This window comes from Mycobacterium helveticum, assembly GCF_007714205.1.
In the GTDB taxonomy this organism is placed as follows: domain Bacteria; phylum Actinomycetota; class Actinomycetes; order Mycobacteriales; family Mycobacteriaceae; genus Mycobacterium; species Mycobacterium helveticum.
The window spans coordinates 15,754-32,014 of record NZ_VMQU01000059.1; the positions used below are offsets into that span (position 1 = coordinate 15,754).

Annotated in this window: 20 protein-coding genes and 2 pseudogenes; 11 read left to right on the forward strand and 11 right to left on the reverse strand. The window is 69.1% G+C overall.

What is annotated here, in order from left to right; all coding sequences use genetic code 11:
• Nucleotides 1-18 precede the first annotated feature (18 nt).
• Nucleotides 19-1,464, forward strand: coding sequence for an adenylate/guanylate cyclase domain-containing protein (locus tag FPZ47_RS14895; protein ID WP_246133431.1), 1,446 nt, complete (start codon nucleotides 19-21; stop codon nucleotides 1,462-1,464).
• On the opposite strand, the gene FPZ47_RS14900 is transcribed toward FPZ47_RS14895, so the two are convergent.
• Nucleotides 1,461-2,891 (reverse strand): class II fumarate hydratase, encoded by a 1,431-nt coding sequence (locus tag FPZ47_RS14900; protein WP_144952338.1) that lies wholly within the window; start codon nucleotides 2,889-2,891, stop codon nucleotides 1,461-1,463. The genes FPZ47_RS14895 and FPZ47_RS14900 overlap by 4 nt on opposite strands.
• Before the next feature lie 27 nt (nucleotides 2,892-2,918).
• Nucleotides 2,919-4,016 (reverse strand): class II fructose-bisphosphatase, encoded by a 1,098-nt coding sequence (glpX, locus tag FPZ47_RS14905; RefSeq protein ID WP_144952336.1) that lies wholly within the window; start codon nucleotides 4,014-4,016, stop codon nucleotides 2,919-2,921.
• 80 nt (nucleotides 4,017-4,096) lie between these two features.
• Here glpX and FPZ47_RS14910 point away from each other — a divergent pair, with 80 nt between their 5' ends.
• On the forward strand, nucleotides 4,097-4,801 hold the full coding sequence (locus tag FPZ47_RS14910; protein WP_144952334.1) for a DUF4245 domain-containing protein: 705 nt from the start codon (nucleotides 4,097-4,099) through the stop codon (nucleotides 4,799-4,801).
• 14 nt (nucleotides 4,802-4,815) lie between these two features.
• Nucleotides 4,816-5,613: a dienelactone hydrolase family protein gene (locus tag FPZ47_RS14915; protein WP_144952332.1), complete on the forward strand. Its 798-nt coding sequence runs from the start codon at nucleotides 4,816-4,818 to the stop codon at nucleotides 5,611-5,613.
• On the opposite strand, the pseudogene FPZ47_RS14920 reads toward FPZ47_RS14915, so the two are convergent.
• The 5 genes and pseudogenes from FPZ47_RS14920 to FPZ47_RS14940 all read right to left on the reverse strand — a co-directional run.
• A pseudogene (locus tag FPZ47_RS14920) lies at nucleotides 5,594-5,834 on the reverse strand (AI-2E family transporter); the annotation flags it as partial. The gene FPZ47_RS14915 and the pseudogene FPZ47_RS14920 overlap by 20 nt on opposite strands.
• 5 nt (nucleotides 5,835-5,839) lie before the next feature.
• Nucleotides 5,840-5,986 (reverse strand): annotated as a pseudogene (locus tag FPZ47_RS14925) (steroid delta-isomerase); the annotation flags it as partial.
• Nucleotides 5,985-6,233: an exodeoxyribonuclease VII small subunit gene (locus FPZ47_RS14930; protein WP_144952330.1), complete on the reverse strand. Its 249-nt coding sequence runs from the start codon at nucleotides 6,231-6,233 to the stop codon at nucleotides 5,985-5,987. The pseudogene FPZ47_RS14925 and the gene FPZ47_RS14930, both read right to left, overlap by 2 nt.
• Nucleotides 6,223-7,473: an exodeoxyribonuclease VII large subunit gene (gene xseA / locus FPZ47_RS14935; protein ID WP_144952328.1), complete on the reverse strand. Its 1,251-nt coding sequence runs from the start codon at nucleotides 7,471-7,473 to the stop codon at nucleotides 6,223-6,225. Before xseA ends, FPZ47_RS14930 begins: the two co-directional genes overlap by 11 nt.
• A complete protein-coding gene (locus FPZ47_RS14940) occupies nucleotides 7,470-8,090 on the reverse strand; it encodes a lipid droplet-associated protein (protein WP_144952326.1) in 621 nt (206 codons plus the stop codon). Before FPZ47_RS14940 ends, xseA begins: the two co-directional genes overlap by 4 nt.
• A 100-nt stretch (nucleotides 8,091-8,190) precedes the next feature.
• Between FPZ47_RS14940 and FPZ47_RS14945 the strand changes: the two genes are divergently transcribed.
• Nucleotides 8,191-9,198 (forward strand): 4-hydroxy-3-methylbut-2-enyl diphosphate reductase, encoded by a 1,008-nt coding sequence (locus tag FPZ47_RS14945; protein ID WP_144952324.1) that lies wholly within the window; start codon nucleotides 8,191-8,193, stop codon nucleotides 9,196-9,198.
• A gap of 5 nt (nucleotides 9,199-9,203) precedes the next feature.
• On the opposite strand, the gene FPZ47_RS14950 is transcribed toward FPZ47_RS14945, so the two are convergent.
• Nucleotides 9,204-10,400: a DUF6542 domain-containing protein gene (locus FPZ47_RS14950; protein WP_210419916.1), complete on the reverse strand. Its 1,197-nt coding sequence runs from the start codon at nucleotides 10,398-10,400 to the stop codon at nucleotides 9,204-9,206.
• 140 nt (nucleotides 10,401-10,540) lie between these two features.
• Here FPZ47_RS14950 and ychF point away from each other — a divergent pair, with 140 nt between their 5' ends.
• From ychF to FPZ47_RS14975, 5 genes are all read left to right on the forward strand, one after another.
• Entirely contained in the window at nucleotides 10,541-11,614 is a 1,074-nt protein-coding gene (gene ychF, locus FPZ47_RS14955) for a redox-regulated ATPase YchF (RefSeq protein ID WP_144952322.1), read from the forward strand.
• An 87-nt stretch (nucleotides 11,615-11,701) separates the two neighbouring features.
• Entirely contained in the window at nucleotides 11,702-11,899 is a 198-nt protein-coding gene (locus tag FPZ47_RS14960; protein ID WP_144952320.1) for a type II toxin-antitoxin system VapB family antitoxin, read from the forward strand.
• Complete coding sequence (locus tag FPZ47_RS14965; protein WP_144952318.1) at nucleotides 11,896-12,264, forward strand: type II toxin-antitoxin system VapC family toxin; 369 nt, start codon at nucleotides 11,896-11,898, stop codon at nucleotides 12,262-12,264. The genes FPZ47_RS14960 and FPZ47_RS14965 overlap by 4 nt, the downstream gene beginning before the upstream one ends.
• 94 nt (nucleotides 12,265-12,358) lie before the next feature.
• Entirely contained in the window at nucleotides 12,359-12,643 is a 285-nt protein-coding gene (locus tag FPZ47_RS14970; protein WP_144952316.1) for a type II toxin-antitoxin system Phd/YefM family antitoxin, read from the forward strand.
• Nucleotides 12,644-12,657: 14 nt separating this feature from the next.
• Entirely contained in the window at nucleotides 12,658-12,903 is a 246-nt protein-coding gene (locus FPZ47_RS14975; RefSeq protein WP_425461797.1) for a type II toxin-antitoxin system RelE family toxin, read from the forward strand.
• A gap of 100 nt (nucleotides 12,904-13,003) precedes the next feature.
• On the opposite strand, the gene FPZ47_RS14980 is transcribed toward FPZ47_RS14975, so the two are convergent.
• Complete coding sequence (locus FPZ47_RS14980) at nucleotides 13,004-13,393, reverse strand: DUF732 domain-containing protein (protein WP_144952312.1); 390 nt, start codon at nucleotides 13,391-13,393, stop codon at nucleotides 13,004-13,006.
• A 221-nt stretch (nucleotides 13,394-13,614) separates the two neighbouring features.
• On the opposite strand from FPZ47_RS14980, the gene FPZ47_RS14985 reads away from it, so the two are divergent.
• The gene (locus FPZ47_RS14985) at nucleotides 13,615-14,013 is read left to right on the forward strand and encodes a VOC family protein (protein ID WP_144952310.1); all 399 of its coding nucleotides are present in this window, start codon (nucleotides 13,615-13,617) and stop codon (nucleotides 14,011-14,013) included.
• Between the two features lie 13 nt (nucleotides 14,014-14,026).
• On the opposite strand, the gene FPZ47_RS14990 is transcribed toward FPZ47_RS14985, so the two are convergent.
• Both FPZ47_RS14990 and FPZ47_RS14995 read right to left on the reverse strand, forming a co-directional pair.
• Entirely contained in the window at nucleotides 14,027-14,851 is an 825-nt protein-coding gene (locus FPZ47_RS14990) for a hypothetical protein (RefSeq protein WP_144952308.1), read from the reverse strand.
• Nucleotides 14,848-15,456, reverse strand: a complete 609-nt coding sequence (locus FPZ47_RS14995; RefSeq protein ID WP_144952306.1) for a TetR family transcriptional regulator — start codon at nucleotides 15,454-15,456, stop codon at nucleotides 14,848-14,850. The genes FPZ47_RS14990 and FPZ47_RS14995 overlap by 4 nt, the downstream gene beginning before the upstream one ends.
• 398 nt (nucleotides 15,457-15,854) lie before the next feature.
• On the opposite strand from FPZ47_RS14995, the gene FPZ47_RS15000 reads away from it, so the two are divergent.
• Nucleotides 15,855-16,261 (forward strand): NlpC/P60 family protein (locus tag FPZ47_RS15000; protein WP_145039481.1); only part of this gene is annotated, 407 nt, incomplete at its 3' end.

A 16,261-nucleotide genomic window follows, 5' to 3' on the forward strand; every position in this document is an offset into this window, starting at 1 on the left:
CGCAAGTCCGCCCGCCGCCTGTCGATTCAATACGGGACCGACCTCGCCGTGGCATACGTCATCGGGCTGCTCGACGCGTCGGCCATCCTGATCCCGCTGGGGCGCCACACCTCGGTGCCCTTCGCCAGGCACGACGCGGTGGCGGTGGTGGTGCTGGGCGTGGTGGGCGCCGTCGGCGTCGCCGTGGCGGGAGTGCTGAACCTCGCCCCCACGCTGCGGTGGTTCGCCGCCGGGTCCGAGCCCGACCCGGGTCAGCGGGACACCGCGATGAAACTCGCGCGCCACCAGGCGATCATCCTGTTCGGGGCCTGGGCGGTCACGGGCGGGACATCGCTGCTGCTGAACCGGTCCGCGGGCGCGGCGCTGCTGCTGCCCATCGGGCTCGGCGTCCTGTTCGGCGGCCCGGCCACCGCGGGGACGGGTCTGCTGCTCACCCAGCGCATCGTGCGGCCGATCATGGGGGCCGCCACCCGCAACGGCGAGCCCCGGGTGGCCGTGCCCGGTGTGTTCGCGCGACTGATCATGTTGTGGTTTCTGTGCAGCGCGCTGCCCATCGGCGTCATCGCGGCATTCGTCGTGCTGCGGTCCTACGGTTGGCTCTTCGCAAGGTCGGCTTCGCTGGACGTGCCGATCCTGGTGGTGTCGCTGGCGGCGCTGCTGCTCGGGCTGCCCACGATGATCCTGACGTCGCGATCCATCTCGGACCCGCTCGGCGACGTGGTCGACGCGATGGCCGAGGTGGAGCATGGCCGCATCGGCACCTACGTGGGCGTGTACGAGCGCTCCCAAATCGGGCGTCTGCAAGCCGGATTCAACAGGATGGTCGCGGGGCTCGCGGAGCGGGACCGGTTGCGTGACCTGTTCGGGCGCCACGTCGGGACGGACGTCGCGCAGCGCGCCATCCGGGAAGGCGCATCGCTGTCCGGCGACGTCGTGGAGGCGGCGGTCTTGTTCATCGACCTGGTGGGCTCGACGCAGCTCGCCGAAAGCCGCGCCCCGCAAGAGGTTGCGGACGTGCTGAACGACTTCTTCCGGATCGTCGTCGACGCCGTCGACGCACATCAGGGGCTGGTCAACAAATTCGCGGGCGACGCCGCTCTGGCCGTCTTCGGGGCGCCGCTGCGCAGCGGCGAACCGGCGTCGGCCGCGCTGGCGACGGCGCGCACGCTGGGCACCCAGCTGCGCCGGCTACCGATCGACTTCGGCATCGGTGTCTCGGCGGGCCGCGTCTTCGCCGGCAACATCGGCGCCGAAAACCGCTATGAGTACACGGTGATCGGGGACGCCGTCAACGAGGCGGCGCGGCTGGCCGACCTCGCCAAGACCTCCGAGCGGCGAATCCTGTGCTCGGCGGCGGCCGTCGACCGCGCCGGCGAGGCCGAGCGGGCGCGGTGGGCCCAATGCTATTCCACCGTGTTGCGCGGGCGCTCGCAGGCGACCCACGTCCTGGCGCCGGCGGGTTAGGGCCCGTCCGGGGCGGCCTCGGCCTCGACCCGGGCCATCGCCAACACGTCGAGGCGGCGGTCCAGCTCCTCGATCGAGAGCTTGTCGCCGATCAGGCCGCGGTCGATCACGGTCTGGCGAATCGTCTTGCGTTCCTTGAGCGCCTGTTTGGCCACCGCCGCGGCCTCCTCGTAGCCGATCGCCGAGTTCAGCGGCGTCACGATCGACGGGGAGGACTCGGCCAGCTCGCGCAGATGGTCGACGTTGGCCTTCAGCCCCACGATGCAGCGCTGGGCGAACAGCCGCGAGACGTTGGTCAGCAGCGTGAACGACTCCAGGATGTTGCGGGCCATCATCGGGATGTAGACGTTGAGCTCGAAGGCGCCGTTGGCCCCGCCCCAGGCGATCGCGGCATCGTTGCCAATCACCTGCGCGGCGACCTGAGTGACCGCCTCCGGCAGCACCGGATTGACCTTGCCGGGCATGATCGAACTGCCGGGCTGCAGGTCCGGCAGCTGGATCTCGGCCAGCCCGGTCAACGGACCCGACCCCATCCAGCGGATGTCGTTGGCGATCTTGGTCAGCGACACCGCGATGGTGCGCAGCGCGCCGGACGCCTCGACCAATCCGTCCCGCGCGGCTTGGGCCTCGAAAGAGTTCGTCGCGGTGCGCAACTGCGAAATGCCCGTGCGCTCCACCAGAACCGCAACGACCTTGGTGCCGAAGCCGTCGGGGGCGTTGAGCCCGGTGCCGACCGCGGTGCCGCCGATGGCCAGCTCCCCGAGCCGGGGCAGGGTGGCGCGCACCCGCTCGATGCCGGCCTCGACCTGGCGGGCGTACCCGCTGAACTCCTGGCCCAGCGTCACCGGAACCGCGTCCATCAGGTGCGTCCGGCCCGACTTGACCACCGTCTGCCACTCGTCGGCCTTGCCGGCCAACGCGTTCTGCAGCACCTCCAGCGCGGGGATGAGGTGGCTCACCGCGGCTTCGGTGGCCGCGATGTGGGTGGCGGTGGGGAAGGTGTCGTTGGACGACTGCGACATGTTGACGTCGTCGTTGGGGTGCACCGTGACCCCGCACCTGGCCGCGAGGGAGGCGATCACCTCGTTGGTGTTCATGTTGGAGCTGGTGCCCGAACCGGTCTGGAAGACGTCGATGGGGAACTGGTCGTCGTGGCGGCCGTCGGCGATCTCGGCCGCGGCGGCCATGATCGCGTCGGCCTTCTCCGGGGCCAGCAGCCCGAGGTCCTTGTTCACCTGGGCGCAGGCGCCCTTGAGTAGGCCCAGCGCCCGGATCTGGGCGCGCTCCAGGCCGCGGCCCGAGATCGGGAAGTTCTCCACCGCGCGTTGAGTCTGGGCGCGCCACAATGCTTTTGCGGGTACCCGGACCTCGCCCATGGTGTCGTGCTCGATGCGGTAGTCGGCGTTTTCGGAGCCTTCAGCGACCATTGATGAACGTCCTCGCTGGTGGTGGTTTCACGGCAGGGGGTAGGCGGCGGAACTGTCGCCGGTGAAGTCGATCGCGGAGTATTCGTTGAGCTTCGAGAGCCTGTGGTAGGCCTCGATCATGCGCACGGTGCCCGACTTCGAGCGCATCACGATCGACTGGGTGGTGCAGCCGCCGGGGTAGTACCGCACCCCCTTGAGCAGGTCGCCGTCGGTGACGCCGGTGGCGCAGAAGAAGACGTTCTCGCCGGACACCAGGTCCTCGGTGGTCAGCACCTGATCGAGGTCGTAGCCGGCGTCGAGTGCCTTCCGGCGTTCCGCGTCGTCCACCGGTGCCAGCTGCGCCTGGATCGCGCCGCCCATGCAGCGGATCGCCGCGGCGGCGATGATGCCCTCCGGGGTGCCGCCGATGCCGGCCAGCATGTCGGTGCCCGACTGGTACCGGCACGCCGAGATCGCGCCGGCGACGTCGCCGTCGGTGATCAGCCGGATGCGGGCCCCGGTGGCCCGGACGTCTTCGATCAGCTGCGCGTGGCGGGGCCGGTCCAGGATGCACACCGTCATGTCCCGCACCGACAGGTGCTTCACCGTGGCGACCGCCCGGATGTTCTCGGCGATCGGTGCGGTGATGTCGAGCACGTCCACCGCCTCGGGCCCGACGGCGATCTTGTTCATGTAGTAGACCGCCGACGGGTCGAACATCGCCCCGCGTTCGGCGACGGCCAGCACCGAGATCGCGTTGGGCATGCCCTTGCTCATCAGCGTGGTGCCGTCGATCGGGTCGACGGCGAAGTCGCACTCCGGGCCGTCGCCGTTGCCGACGTCCTCGCCGTTGTAGAGCATCGGCGCGTGGTCCTTCTCGCCCTCGCCGATGACGACCACGCCGCGCATCGACACCGTGTTGACGAGCTCGCGCATGGCGTCGACGGCCGCGCCGTCGCCACCCTCCTTGTCGCCGCGGCCCACCCAGCGGCCCGCGGCCATGGCGCCGGCCTCGGTGACGCGCACCAGCTCGAGCGCCAGGTTGCGGTCCGGAGCCTCCCCGCGCGAGCGCGGGTGCGCCGACCCGCGGCCCCCGGCGACCGGCGACGAGCCGGGTTCCGAAGGTCGGTCGCCCTCAACTGTCATAGCTTCTGATTGTTCCAGAAGCACGCCGGTCCGCTGGAGTTGGGCTGTGGCTGGCGCCGAACGACTGGAATACTGCAGGGGTGACCGAGAAACCGCAGGCGGACGCCGCGTTGGCCGGCGAGCCGGCTCCCCCCGCCGGCCCCGCCCCCAAGCCGGCCAAGCCGCGCCTGCTGCAGGACGGTCGCGACATGTTCTGGTCGTTGATGCCGCTGGTGCTGGGCTGCATCCTGCTGGCGGGCGTGGTCGGGATGTGTTCGTTCCAGCCCACCGGGACCAACACCGGGGCGATCCCGTCCTACGACGCGGCGGCGGCCCTGCGCGCGGACGCGCAGACGCTGGGCTTCCCCATTCGGCTGCCGCGGCTGCCGGCGGGCTGGCAGCCCAACTCCGGGGGGCGCGGTGACATCCCGAACGGGCGGACCGATCCCGCCACCGGTGCGCGGGGCGACGCGTTCACCTCGACCGTGGGCTACATCAGCCCCTCCGGGATGTACATGAGGCTGACCCAGAGCAACGCCGACGAGGCCAGGCTGGTCGGCTCCATCCATGCCGAGGCCTACCCGACCGGTACGGTCGACGTCGCCGGCACCAACTGGGTCGTCTATCGGGGAACCGGGCAGAGCGGCGCGGATGCCGAGCCGGTCTGGACGACCAGGCTGGCCGGCCCGGCCGGTGCCACCCAGATCGCGATCACCGGGGCCGGCGGCACCGATCAGTTCCGTACGCTGGCGTCGGCGACCGAAACCCAGCCGCCGCTACCGGGCCCGCCCAAACACGGGAACTGACGCAAGGGAATCAGATGACCGCACCCCAAGCAGACCTGTCCGGGTGGTCGGTGGCCCCGTTCACCGGTGGCAGCTACACCCATGATGTATACCGCAGGGGCGCGGGCCCCGGAGTCGTGCTGATCCCGGAGATGCCGGGGATTCATCCCGGCGTGCTGGGGCTCGGCAATCATCTGGTGGATCGGGGCTTCACCGTCGCCATCCCCTCGCTGTTCGGCGAGCCCGGCAAGCGCAAGACCGCGGGCTACATCGTCAGCTCCATCGGCCGGGGCTGTGTGGCAAGGGAATTCGCCGCGTTCGCGACCGACAAGCAGCGTCCGGTGGCGATGTTTCTGCGGGCGTTGGCCCGTGACCTCAACGCGTCGACGCCGGGCAGGGGCGTCGGCGTGATCGGGCAGTGCTTCACCGGTGGCTTCGCGCTGGCCGCGGCGGTCGATGACAGCGTGCTGGCGCCGGTGCTCAGCCAGCCGTCCGTCCCGTTCCCGATTACCGCTGCGCAGCGACGCGATCCCGGGCTGAGCGCGGCCGAACTGGCCACCGTGGCCGACCGCTGCGCCAACGACGGCCTGTGCGCCATGGGATTACGGTTCAGCGAGGACAAGATGTCCCCGCGCGAGCGTTTCACCGCGCTCAAGCAGCGCCTCGGCGACGCGTTCGAGGTGATCGAGATCGACTCGGGCCCGGGCAATGCGCACGGTTTCGGCAAGATGGCGCACTCGGTGCTCACCGACGAGGTGCGCGAAGTCGACGGCCATCCCGCCTACGAGGCGCGCAAAAGGGTCGTCGAATTCCTCACTCAGCGGCTGACGTAGGAGTCGGCGTAGGCGTCGGCGGCGGGCCGGGTTCGGCGTCGTTGTACGCCGCGAGGTAGAACTCGAGGGTGGTCGTGCTGAGGATCATCAGGACCGGGCCGATGACGATGCCCCAGGGCCCGAACATGGCGATCCCCGCGAACTACCGAGAGCAACATGAGTGCGGGAGTCAGCCGCGCGTCGCGGGGCACGAGGACCGGCCGCGGGAAGTTGTCGCTGTTAACCTCGTCAGGTTCCCGCGGCCCCAGCTGCCGGTGGGCCGGATCGTGCACGTCAGCATGCCGTCGATTCCGTTTTGCGACAATACGAATCGTTCGGCGACAACTTTGGTTTCGGTGTAGAGGTCGTTGAATCGGCTGTAAGGTGCGGTCTCAGGTGTCGTCGGCCTCGCCGGCCGCGAGCGCGTCCTCGACGCGCCGGCGGGCACCGGCTAAGTGTTCCTCGCAGCGTTTTGCCAGTTGCTCGCCCCTCTCCCACAACTCCAGCGATGCATCGAGGTCCAGTCCGCCCTGCTCCAGGAGCCGCACGACCTCGATCAACTCGTCCCGGCAGGCCTCGTAGCCGAGCTGACTGATGGGCGTCATAGGCCGATCCCCTCCGCCGTCGTCGTCAGGCGCCATCTGTCTGCCCCTCGCTCACGGCCGCCACGGCGCCGTCGGCGACCCGTAACCGCAGCCTGGTGCCCGCCGGGGCGTCGTCGACCGACCGAAGCACCGCCGCGGGTCCGGCGTCCGGCAGCGTCTGCACCACCGCGTAGCCGCGGGCCAGGGTGGCCGCCGGACCCAGTGTCGCCAGCCGCGCGCTCAGGTGCCCGGTGCGCTCCATCTCGGCGGCGACCAGGCGGCTGATATCGCGGCGCACCGCCGAGCGCGCGCGGTGGACCTCGTCGGCGCGCGCCGTCAGCGCCCGCAGCGGCTCGGCCAGCACCGGGCGGCTGCGCAACTGGGTCAGCAGGCGCTGCTCCCGGGACACCCAGCTGCGCAGCGCCTGGGCGCTGCGCCGGCGCAGCTCGTCGACCAGTCGCTGCTCGGCGGCGGTGTCGGGCACCACCCTCTTGGCCGCGTCGGTGGGGGTGGCGGCGCGCACGTCGGCGACCAGGTCGCACAGCGGGTTGTCGGGTTCGTGGCCGACGGCGCTGATGACCGGCGTGCGGCACGCCGCGATGGCGCGGCACAGCGTCTCGTCGGAGAACGGCAGCAGGTCCTCGACGCTGCCGCCGCCGCGGGCCACCACGATCACGTCGACCTCGGGGTCGCGGTCGAGGTCGCTTAGCGCCGCGACGATCTGCGGGACGGCATTCGGCCCCTGCACGGCGGTGTTGCGCACGGCGAAGCGGACCCCGGGCCAGCGCGCCCGCGCCACCGTGGTCACGTCGTGTTCGGCTGCGCCGGCCCGGCCGGTGATCAACCCGACCATGTTGGGCAGGAAGGGCAGTGGCCGCTTGAGCCGGGGATCGAAAAGCCCTTCGGCGTCCAGCAGCCGGCGCAGCCGGTCGATGCGGGCCAGCAGCTCACCGATGCCGACGGCGCGAATCTCGCTGAGCCGCAAGGAGAATGTGCCCCGCACGGTGTAGAAGGACGGTTTGCCGCAGACCACCACCTGGGTGCCTTCGGCCAGTTTCACCGGGGCATTCAGCACCAGGTCACGCGGACAGGTCACGGTCAGCGACATGTCGGCGGCCGGGTCGCGCAGCACCATGAAGACGGTTCGGGAGTCGTTGCGCATGTTGATCTGGGCCAGTTGTCCCTCCACCCAGACCGTGCCCAGCCTGTCGATCCAGCCCGCGACCCGCACGGCCACCGCGCGAACCGGATAGGGGTTCTCGGCCGAGTTCGCCCGCGGATTCGCCGCTGGTGTCACTTGGCGTTCGCGCGGGTGATCCTGTTGGCGAGCAGCGTCTGGAACGGGGCCCGGGCCCTGGTGGCCTGCTCGTAGGCCAGCAGGGATGCGAGTTCCTCGACGCTCAGCGCCGGCAGCCGGGCACGCAGCTGCGCCAGCGTCAGCGTCGCGTACCCGATGTCGGCGGCCACCGCGGGCTCCGGAGCCGGCGCGCCGCCCGCGGAGCGCTTGGACCGCCCGCCGGCCCTGCGCGGCGTGTCGGCGACCCCCGACTCGACGGCCTCGGTCACCGAGTACAGCGCGAACCGCCCCTCGGTCAGGCGATCCGCGACGCCGTTACCCGCGCCGGGCGCTGCGGGTGTGACGCCCATCGCGGTCGCAGCCGCATCGGGGATGTCCTCGTCGAATGTCGCCCACTCCGGCTTTTCCTCCTTCGGAGGAAAAATCGACTCCAGGGTGCTGTCGCCCTTGATCACCAGCTCGGCCAGGTTCTGCTGCAATCGCATCACGACCTGGGCGGCCTGGCTGGCCAGCGTCATCGGGTACAACAGGATGGTCTTCGGCAACCTGATCGTTTCCTCGACGCAGACCGTCGCCGCGCCGACCAGCAGCCGAACCCCATACGGTGCAGGAGACATGGGTCCAAGACTGCCTCAACCGGCGGCCAACGCCAAGCCCGGCACCGCGGCGCGGCGCCGCGGCGTGCCCTTAGGGCCGCCGAAACGTACCCTGAACGTCATGCCACCGACTGTCGACATGGGGATTCCCGGTGCGTCCACAACCGGGAGATCGGTTGCGCCCGGCCCGGCCCGCAAGCGGGTGCTCCTGGCGGAGCCGCGCGGCTACTGCGCGGGTGTCGATCGGGCCGTCGAGACCGTCGAACGGGCGCTGGAACGGCACGGCGCCCCCGTCTACGTGCGGCACGAGATCGTGCACAACCGGCACGTGGTCGACACCCTGCAGCAGGCCGGGGCGGTGTTCGTGGAGGAAACCGACCAGGTTCCCGAGGGCGCCATCGTGGTGTTCTCCGCGCACGGCGTCGCGCCGACGGTGTACGCCGCGGCCGCCGAACGCAACCTGCAGACCATCGACGCCACCTGCCCGCTGGTGACCAAGGTGCACAACGAGGCCAAGCGGTTCGCCCGCGACGACTACGACATCCTGCTGATCGGCCACGAGGGCCACGAGGAGGTCATCGGTACCGCCGGGGAGGCGCCCGAGCACGTGCAGCTGGTCGACGGGGTCTCCGCGGCCGACACCGTCACCGTGCGCGACGAGAACAGGGTGGTCTGGCTGTCCCAGACCACCCTGTCGGTCGACGAAACGATGGAGATCGTCGAGCGGCTGCGGCAGCGTTTCCCGAACCTGCAGGATCCGCCCAGCGACGACATCTGCTACGCCACCCAGAACCGGCAGGTGGCGGTCAAGGCGATGGCGCCCGAGTGCGAGCTGGTCATCGTCGTCGGGTCGGCCAATTCGTCGAACTCGGTGCGGCTGGTCGAAGTGGCGCTGGGTGGCGGCGCGCGGGCCGCTCACCTGGTCGACTGGGCCGACGACATCGATCCGGCGTGGCTGGAGGGCGTAACGACGGTGGGTGTCACCTCGGGCGCGTCGGTCCCGGAGGTGCTGGTGCGCGGAGTGCTGGAGCGGCTCGCCGACCACGGGTTCGACGTGGTGCAGCCGGTGACGACGGCGCAGGAGACCCTGGTGTTCGCCCTGCCCAGGGAAATCCGGTCGGTCCGGTAGCGCTCTTAGCCGTCGTACTCCCAGGATTCGGCCGGGGACCGGCCGTTGGACCGGGATCGAGGACGGTACTCGCCGCGCGGTTCGGCCCGCGAGTCGTCCACCGGTGCGGCCGCGCGGTAGCGGACCTGCGATATCGGGTGGTGGGTGGAGCCGGCCGCGTTGGTGGGGCGGCGCCGCCTCGGTTCGTAGGCCGGCTCGTGGCGGTCGTATCGCTCGTGGGTGTCGTAGCGGCCGTGACGCTCGGGCGCCCCGGACGGGTCATACCTGTCGTAACCGTCGAAGCGGCTGCCGCGCGGCGCCGGCCGCTCGTAGGGGCTGCGGCGTGGGCGCGGCTCGCGTTGGGACTCCCGGGAGGGTTGGTGGTCGCGCGGGTCCGGGTCGGACGCCGGCCTCGGGCGGCGCCGTGAGCGGCGGGGTGGCTCCGCGGCGTCGTAATCGCGCTTGGGCGCCGCGCCGCGGCGGCTTGGGTGCCGCGGACGCCCGGCCGTCGCTCGCTGCTCGTCGTCGAGCGGCTGCCGGGCGTGCCGGGAGCGGCTGCGGGCGGTGGGCGTCGTCGTTCGGGTGCCGCGCGCTGGCCGGCGGCGGGTGGTCGAGGTGGCGCCGCCTGCGCGGCCCCGGCGCGCGCCGGAGGGGCGCGACTCGTCGGCGTCGTCCCCGTCGGCCTCGGGGCGTAACAGCGAGTGCACCCAGGCGGCGAGGTCGTTGAGGAACGAGTGCGCGGCCGGTGCCGCGGCGTCGGCCTTGTCTGCCTTGTCGGCCCCGGATGTCAGCCGGTGTGACATCCCGAAGTACCACCGGACCAGCCCGATCAGCAGGACGCCGCCGGCGGTGCCCAGCATCAGCGGGAACCGCTCGATGAGGGGGTAGCCGCAGTTGATCAGCAGGTCTTTGAGGTGCCCGATCTTGCCCCCGTGGAACAGCCAGTAGGCGCCCGGCACCGCGCAGAACAGGATCAGCGGCGGCTGGATGACGGCGGTGAACAGGCCGTCCTGCCGCACGGCCAGCACCGCGGCCACGCACCCGACGATGTAGAAGCCGGCGAAGACATGGGTCAGCTCCTTGTGGCCGGCGTCGATTCCGTAGCCGATGGCGGTCGCGGTGACGGCGATGAGAAGCGCCGTCCACCAGGGCACACCTGGGATGTTGGGGTGGATCGAGCGGCGGGAGGTCTCCACCGCCGCCCTGGCCGGCTGTGCTGACACATGTAGACCGTACCGGCAATGACCCGAAAGGCGCGTATATAGCGGGGCGCAGCCCGGGCGTGCCATCTTTGATCCTCCTTTCCGACGCCGGTGAATCCGCGGCGGGCCGGCGCCATCGCGGAGCCTAGACTTGGGTTCCTGTGAGCCTGAGCCTGGGAATCGTGGGTCTGCCCAACGTCGGCAAGTCGACGCTGTTCAACGCGCTGACCCGCAACAACGTGGTGGCCGCCAACTATCCGTTCGCGACCATCGAACCGAACGAGGGCGTCGTTGCGCTGCCCGATCCGCGGCTGGACAAGCTGGCGGAGATGTTCGGTTCCGAGCGCATCGTGGCGGCGCCGGTCACCTTCGTCGACATCGCCGGACTGGTCAAGGGGGCGTCCGAGGGGGCCGGGTTGGGCAACAAGTTCCTGGCCCACATCCGCGAGTGCGACGCCATCTGCCAGGTGGTGCGGGTGTTCGCCGACGACGACGTCACCCATGTCGCCGGGGAGGTCGATCCCAAGTCCGACATCGAGGTGGTCGAGACCGAGTTGATCCTGGCCGACCTGCAGACCCTCGAACGCGCCGTGCCGAGGCTGGAGAAGGAGGCCCGCAACAACAAGGAGCGCAGGCCGATCTACGAGGCGGCGGTGAGCGCCCAGCAGGTGCTCGACAGCGGCAGGACACTGTTCGGCGCGGGGGTCGACGCCACGCTGCTGCGCGAGCTCAACCTGCTGACCACCAAGCCGTTCCTCTACGTCTTCAACGCCGACGAGTCGGTGCTGACCGACGCCGCGCGCGTCGCCGAGTTGCGCGCGCTCGTCGCGCCCGCCGACGCGGTGTTCCTGGACGCGGCGATCGAAGCCGAGCTCAACGAGCTCGACGACGAATCGGCCGCCGAGCTGCTGGAGTCGATCGGGCAGAGCGAGCGCGGCCTGGACGCGCTGGCCCGCACCGGTTTCCACACGCTCAAGCTGCAGACCTTCCTGACGGCGGGCCCCAAGGAGGCGCGGGCGTGGGTCGTCCACCAGGGCGATACCGCGCCCAGGGCCGCCGGGGTGATCCACACCGACTTCGAGAAGGGCTTCATCAAAGCCGAGATCGTGTCCTATGACGACCTGATGGCCGCCGGCTCGATGGCGGCGGCCAAGGCGGCCGGCAAGGTGCGGATGGAGGGCAAGGACTACGTGATGGCCGACGGCGACGTGGTCGAGTTCCGGTTCAACGTGTAGAGCGCGGGGTGCGGCTCAACGTCTTGGTGGTGGCACCGGAAATCATGGCATCATGATATGCATCAATGATGCGTATAGGGGTGTGATATGAGGACAACCGTCACAATCGACGATGATTTACTGGCCAAGGCTGCCGAGTTGACCGGCGTGCATGAAAACGTCGCCCTGCTGCGCCAAGGTTTGCAGACGCTGATCCGAGTGGAAAGCGCTCGCCGTCTTGCCGCGCTCGGCGGAACGGATCGCGAGGCGACGGCCGGTCCCCGGCGGCGTGGTGTGACTGAATGATCCTCGTCGACACCGCAGTGTGGATCGATCATCTCCACGCGGCGGAGTCGAGACTGGTCGAGTTGCTGGAGGCCGATGGAGTCGGCTGTCACCCGTTGGTCATCGAGGAAATCGCGCTCGGGTCGATCTCGCAGCGGGATGTTGTGCTCGACCTGCTCGCGAATCTGCGCCAGTTCCCGAATGTCCACCACCACGAAATCCTCCACCTCACTGATCGACGCGTGCTCTGGGGGCGTGGCCTGAGTGCAGTCGACGTTCATCTCATGGCGGCGGTCACCATGGTCGGAGGGGCGCAGCTCTGGACGAGAGACAAGCGGTTGAAGGCCGCGTCGGCCGATGTGGGCGTCGCGTTGTTCGACGCTTGACGTTGTTCGGCGACGCGACGTGGTCGAGTTACGGTTCACCGTGTAGCCGCCGACAGACCGCGACGAATCGCGCGACCAAGCTAGAATTCTGTACATGACAACGCTGCCGCTCGCCGAGGTACGGGCAAACTTGTCCAAGCTCGTCGAGGAAGCGGTGCGCACGCACCAGCGGATCGAGGTGACTCGACAGGGACGCCGGGCCGCGGTGATCCTCAGTGCGGACGACTTCGACTCGATCATGGAGACCTTGGCGATCCTCAGCGATCAGGAACTCATGCGCGATGTCCGGGAGGCCGAAGCCGAGGCTGAAAACGGTGAGATCTTCTCGCTCGAGGAGGTAACAGCGGAGATGCGCGCCGCTGGTCGGCTGCCGCGGTGAGCTACCGCATCGAATTGACAAAGACTGCCAAAAGGGCGCTGACCGAGTTGTTGCCCGAAGCAGTCGCCGTCGCCTGCTGGGAGTTCATCAGAGGCCCGCTGGCCGAGAATCCCCAGCAGGTGGGTAAGCCGCTCCGCGGTCGGCTGGAGGGCCGGTTCTCGGCGCGGCGAGGCGAATTTCGGTTGCTCTACCGAGTTTTCGACGACAGAGTCGTCGTCCGGGTGATCCACATCGCGCATCGCCGCGACGTATACCGATGAGGCGACGTGGTCGAGTTCCGGTTCACCGTGTAGAGCGGACGCGTCCAGCGTGAGGGATATTCGTACGCGGGGCCGACAGTCGTCGGGGACTGCTGAGCGCTCACGCCGATTCGACTTTCGGTTCCGGGGGCGCCGACGGGGCCGTGCTGGGAGCTTTGGGGCCCCTCTTGGGAAGGGCGGGGACGGCGAGCGAGCCGTACTGGGGACAATAGGCCTGGATCGCGGCCCCCGTGAAGTAGGCGGCGTTGAGCGGCGGCCAGTTGGTCGCGTCGGTGACCTTGGTGACCAGGTCCGCGTTGCTGGTGTCGGGGCGGTCGTCGAGGGTGGCGCAGACGACGGTTTTGGCGACCTGGATTGCCTTGTCGGGTGCGCCGTAGTTCATGCCGGACGTGTCGAGGTTGGCGATGAATGCGTCGTCGGTGGCGTCCGCACGGGCCGGCGCGGCGAACCCGACGGAAAGGACGATCAGCGCGATCGCTCGCACCACCATGGCACCCTCCTCGAGTCGAATTCCGCGGCGTCCGGTGGCTGGCACTGGGAGTAACGACGTGACCTCCCGAAATTTTAGCTGGCACCGCACGCGCCCTGCGGCGAGTTTTCCGTGGCGTAACAGTCCGCGCCGGTCGGGGCCCGTTGTCGGTGGGTCTGCCTAGCATCGTCGGCCGAAGGCGCCGCCGCGGGCGGCGCCGCCGAGCTCCCGCAGGAGGCCGCATGAAATTCGTTTCGACCCGCATCATCACCGCCGACGTGAAGCGGCTCGTCGCGTTCTACGAGATGGTCACCGAAACCGCCGCGGTCTGGGCAAACGAATTGTTCGCTGAGGTTCCGACGCCGGTCGGCACGCTGGCCATCGGAAGCGACAAGACCGTACCGATATTCGGGGCCGGGTCGGCCCAGCCGGCCGCCAACCGCAGCGCGATCATCGAGTTCCTCGTCGACGACGTGGACGCCGAGTGGGAGCGGCTGCGGCCGAACGTCGGTGAGGTCGTGACCGAGCCGACGACGATGCCGTGGGGCAACCGCGCGCTGCTGTTCCGCGACCCGGACGGAAACCTGGTCAATCTGTTCACCCCGGTGACCGACGACGCCCGCGTCAAGTTCGGCGCGTGAGCACCTGGCTTCCCTAGGGGTGCTTGACCAGATACGTTTCGTTGCCCAGCCCCGCGGTGAGTTCGTCGACCTTGAAGGGCCGGTCGAGTCGTGCGTGCAAGGCCTTCGGATCGACCAGCAGGCTGATCTCGGCGGTCTGGCGGGCGAAGAGTCGTCCGAACAGTGGGTAGATCCGGCGCATCATCGCCCGCTCCGCGGAGGTGCAACGCGAGGCGCAGTAGCCGACATGGCCGATCTCGTCGGTGAGGATCTCGCCGTAGAGCAGTCCGATTCGGGTGGCGACCGCGGGTTCGTCGGCGAACAGTTCGGTGCCGACGCGGCGCAGTTCGTCGAACATGACGCAGCCGGCCATCTCTGCGGCGCCGACGAACATGAAGTTGAGCCGATCGGGCATGAATACAGCTGTCTTGACGAACTGTCGCAGCACGAAAGGCGGCGGGACCACCTGGAACGTCAGATCGAACACGTCCAGGACGTATGCCAGCAGCCTGGTGTGGTAGTGCTCTTCCAGTTCGAGATAGACGTTCTCGGGCGGCAGATTCTCATCGCTGTTGCGCCCGTAGGTCTCGCCGAGTCCGACGCCGAACCGTTCGGCCTGATTCAGTTTGGCGGTGGCCAACAGGAACAGCGTTTCCCTGTCCAGGCCGGGTTCGGGCCGCCGGCGGCGTAGGTTGCGCAGGAAGGTTTTCCGGTCAGCGGGGTGGGCCGACCGGACGGGGTTCGCTTCGAGTTCGTCGAAGAACCGCTCTCGATTCGCCAGGCGCCTGTTGAGAAGATCGGCGTCGCCGTCGCGCCGGGCCAGGAATTCCCGGTAGCCCTCGATGCCTGTGCCGTTCATCGCTTCTCCATTCCTTTGACCATCGTTGTCACGTAACGGCTCAACAGTGCGGCGTCGTGTGCCCCGGTGGACAGCAGCGCGAACAGTCCGGTGAGGAAGAACGTCGCGAGTTCCCCGGCGTCGGCGGCCGGTGCGACTTGTCCGGTGTCTTGCGCCTGCCGGATCGAGCGCACCAGGAACTGTGCGAGCGGGTGCTGTTCCACTTCGTCTTCGAGCGGACGCGTCGAGGAGAAATGCAGTCCCAGCATGTCGCTGAAGACGACCGCGCCCAGCCGCCGTCGGGCCTCGAGTACGTGCCGCACGAGTTGCGAAAGCACCGACGCCAGATCGCCCTCGGCGCGGTCGAGTTCGCCGGCGATGCGGGTTTCCTCGTCGCGTTCGATCTCGATGAGGACGTGCTCTTTCGTCGGGAAGTGGAAGTAGAACGTCCCCCGCACGACACCGGCCGCGGTGGCGATGGCGCTGATGTCGGCGCCGCCCAGTCCGCGCCGCGTGATCTCGGCCAGCGCGGCGTCCAACAGGCGGGCTCGAGTCTCGAGCCGTCGGGCTTCCCTGACGCTCCGGCCCGGCGATTCGGCCACGGCGGACGGGTGTGGTGACGCCATGAAGGCACACTAGGCTCGTTGTTGACGGTCGTCAATGACGGTCGTCAATGAGGGCCGTCAACGACGAGCCTCCCGGGCTGGCCGGCAGAGGTCTAGGCTCGTTGACGTCGGAACCGGTAGGGGAAGTTGTCCCATGCACGGGGTGGCCTCGATCTACGGGAGATCCTCTCGGTACGCGGAGACCGGGTCGCGCCCGCCGCTGGGCCGGTTACTCGGTCGAGACCGCGTGCCCGCCGGCCCCATCTGGGGCTGCCGTGTCCCGTACGTGGTGCGGCGGGAACGGCAAGCTGCGCTATGGCGCTGTGCTCCGAATGAGACGAATGCCATTGTCCCGTAGGAGAATGACCTACGCCACACGATTTGGCTCTCAATAAATTTAATTGCTAGGGTGCCTGCCCATGGTATTTCTTGCCACGCTGATATCACTTGTCAATCAGATTTCCGGCACGCCCTATATTTCGGGTGGGGATTCTCCCGCCGGTACCGACTGCTCCGGGTTGGCGTCCTGGATCGCAAATGCGGCAACCGACCGTCCGGTCTTCGGGGATCGATTCAACACCGGTAACGAGGAAGCCGCTTTGTTGGCGCGGGGATTTCACTATGGGACTGCCCCCGATGCCGTGGTGATCGGCTGGAACGGCGGGCACACCGCCGTGACGTTGCCGGACGGGACCGCGGTCTCCAGCGGAGAGCGCGGCGGCGTACGTGTCGGCGGTCCGGGCGCCTACCAGGCCGGTTTCACCCATCACATGTTTTTGCCCATTCCTCCGGACGACGCGGGACCGCCGCCCCCGCCGCCCGACGC

Excerpts from the sequence above, each read along its gene's own strand:
- glpX (WP_144952336.1), bottom strand. The coding sequence starts at position 4,016 with ATGACAGTTGAGGGCGACCGACCTTCGGAACCCGGCTCGTCGCCGGTC.
- FPZ47_RS14940 (WP_144952326.1), bottom strand. The coding sequence starts at position 8,090 with ATGTCTCCTGCACCGTATGGGGTTCGGCTGCTGGTCGGCGCGGCGACG.
- FPZ47_RS14980 (WP_144952312.1), bottom strand. The coding sequence starts at position 13,393 with ATGGTGGTGCGAGCGATCGCGCTGATCGTCCTTTCCGTCGGGTTCGCC.
- FPZ47_RS14915 (WP_144952332.1), top strand. The coding sequence starts at position 4,816 with ATGACCGCACCCCAAGCAGACCTGTCCGGGTGGTCGGTGGCCCCGTTC.
- FPZ47_RS14970 (WP_144952316.1), top strand. The coding sequence starts at position 12,359 with ATGACAACGCTGCCGCTCGCCGAGGTACGGGCAAACTTGTCCAAGCTC.
- FPZ47_RS14990 (WP_144952308.1), bottom strand. The coding sequence starts at position 14,851 with ATGAACGGCACAGGCATCGAGGGCTACCGGGAATTCCTGGCCCGGCGC.
- FPZ47_RS14995 (WP_144952306.1), bottom strand. The coding sequence starts at position 15,456 with ATGGCGTCACCACACCCGTCCGCCGTGGCCGAATCGCCGGGCCGGAGC.
- FPZ47_RS14985 (WP_144952310.1), top strand. The coding sequence starts at position 13,615 with ATGAAATTCGTTTCGACCCGCATCATCACCGCCGACGTGAAGCGGCTC.
- FPZ47_RS14930 (WP_144952330.1), bottom strand. The coding sequence starts at position 6,233 with ATGGCGCCTGACGACGACGGCGGAGGGGATCGGCCTATGACGCCCATC.
- FPZ47_RS14965 (WP_144952318.1), top strand. The coding sequence starts at position 11,896 with ATGATCCTCGTCGACACCGCAGTGTGGATCGATCATCTCCACGCGGCG.
- FPZ47_RS14960 (WP_144952320.1), top strand. The coding sequence starts at position 11,702 with ATGAGGACAACCGTCACAATCGACGATGATTTACTGGCCAAGGCTGCC.
- FPZ47_RS14945 (WP_144952324.1), top strand. The coding sequence starts at position 8,191 with ATGCCACCGACTGTCGACATGGGGATTCCCGGTGCGTCCACAACCGGG.
- FPZ47_RS14900 (WP_144952338.1), bottom strand. The coding sequence starts at position 2,891 with ATGGTCGCTGAAGGCTCCGAAAACGCCGACTACCGCATCGAGCACGAC.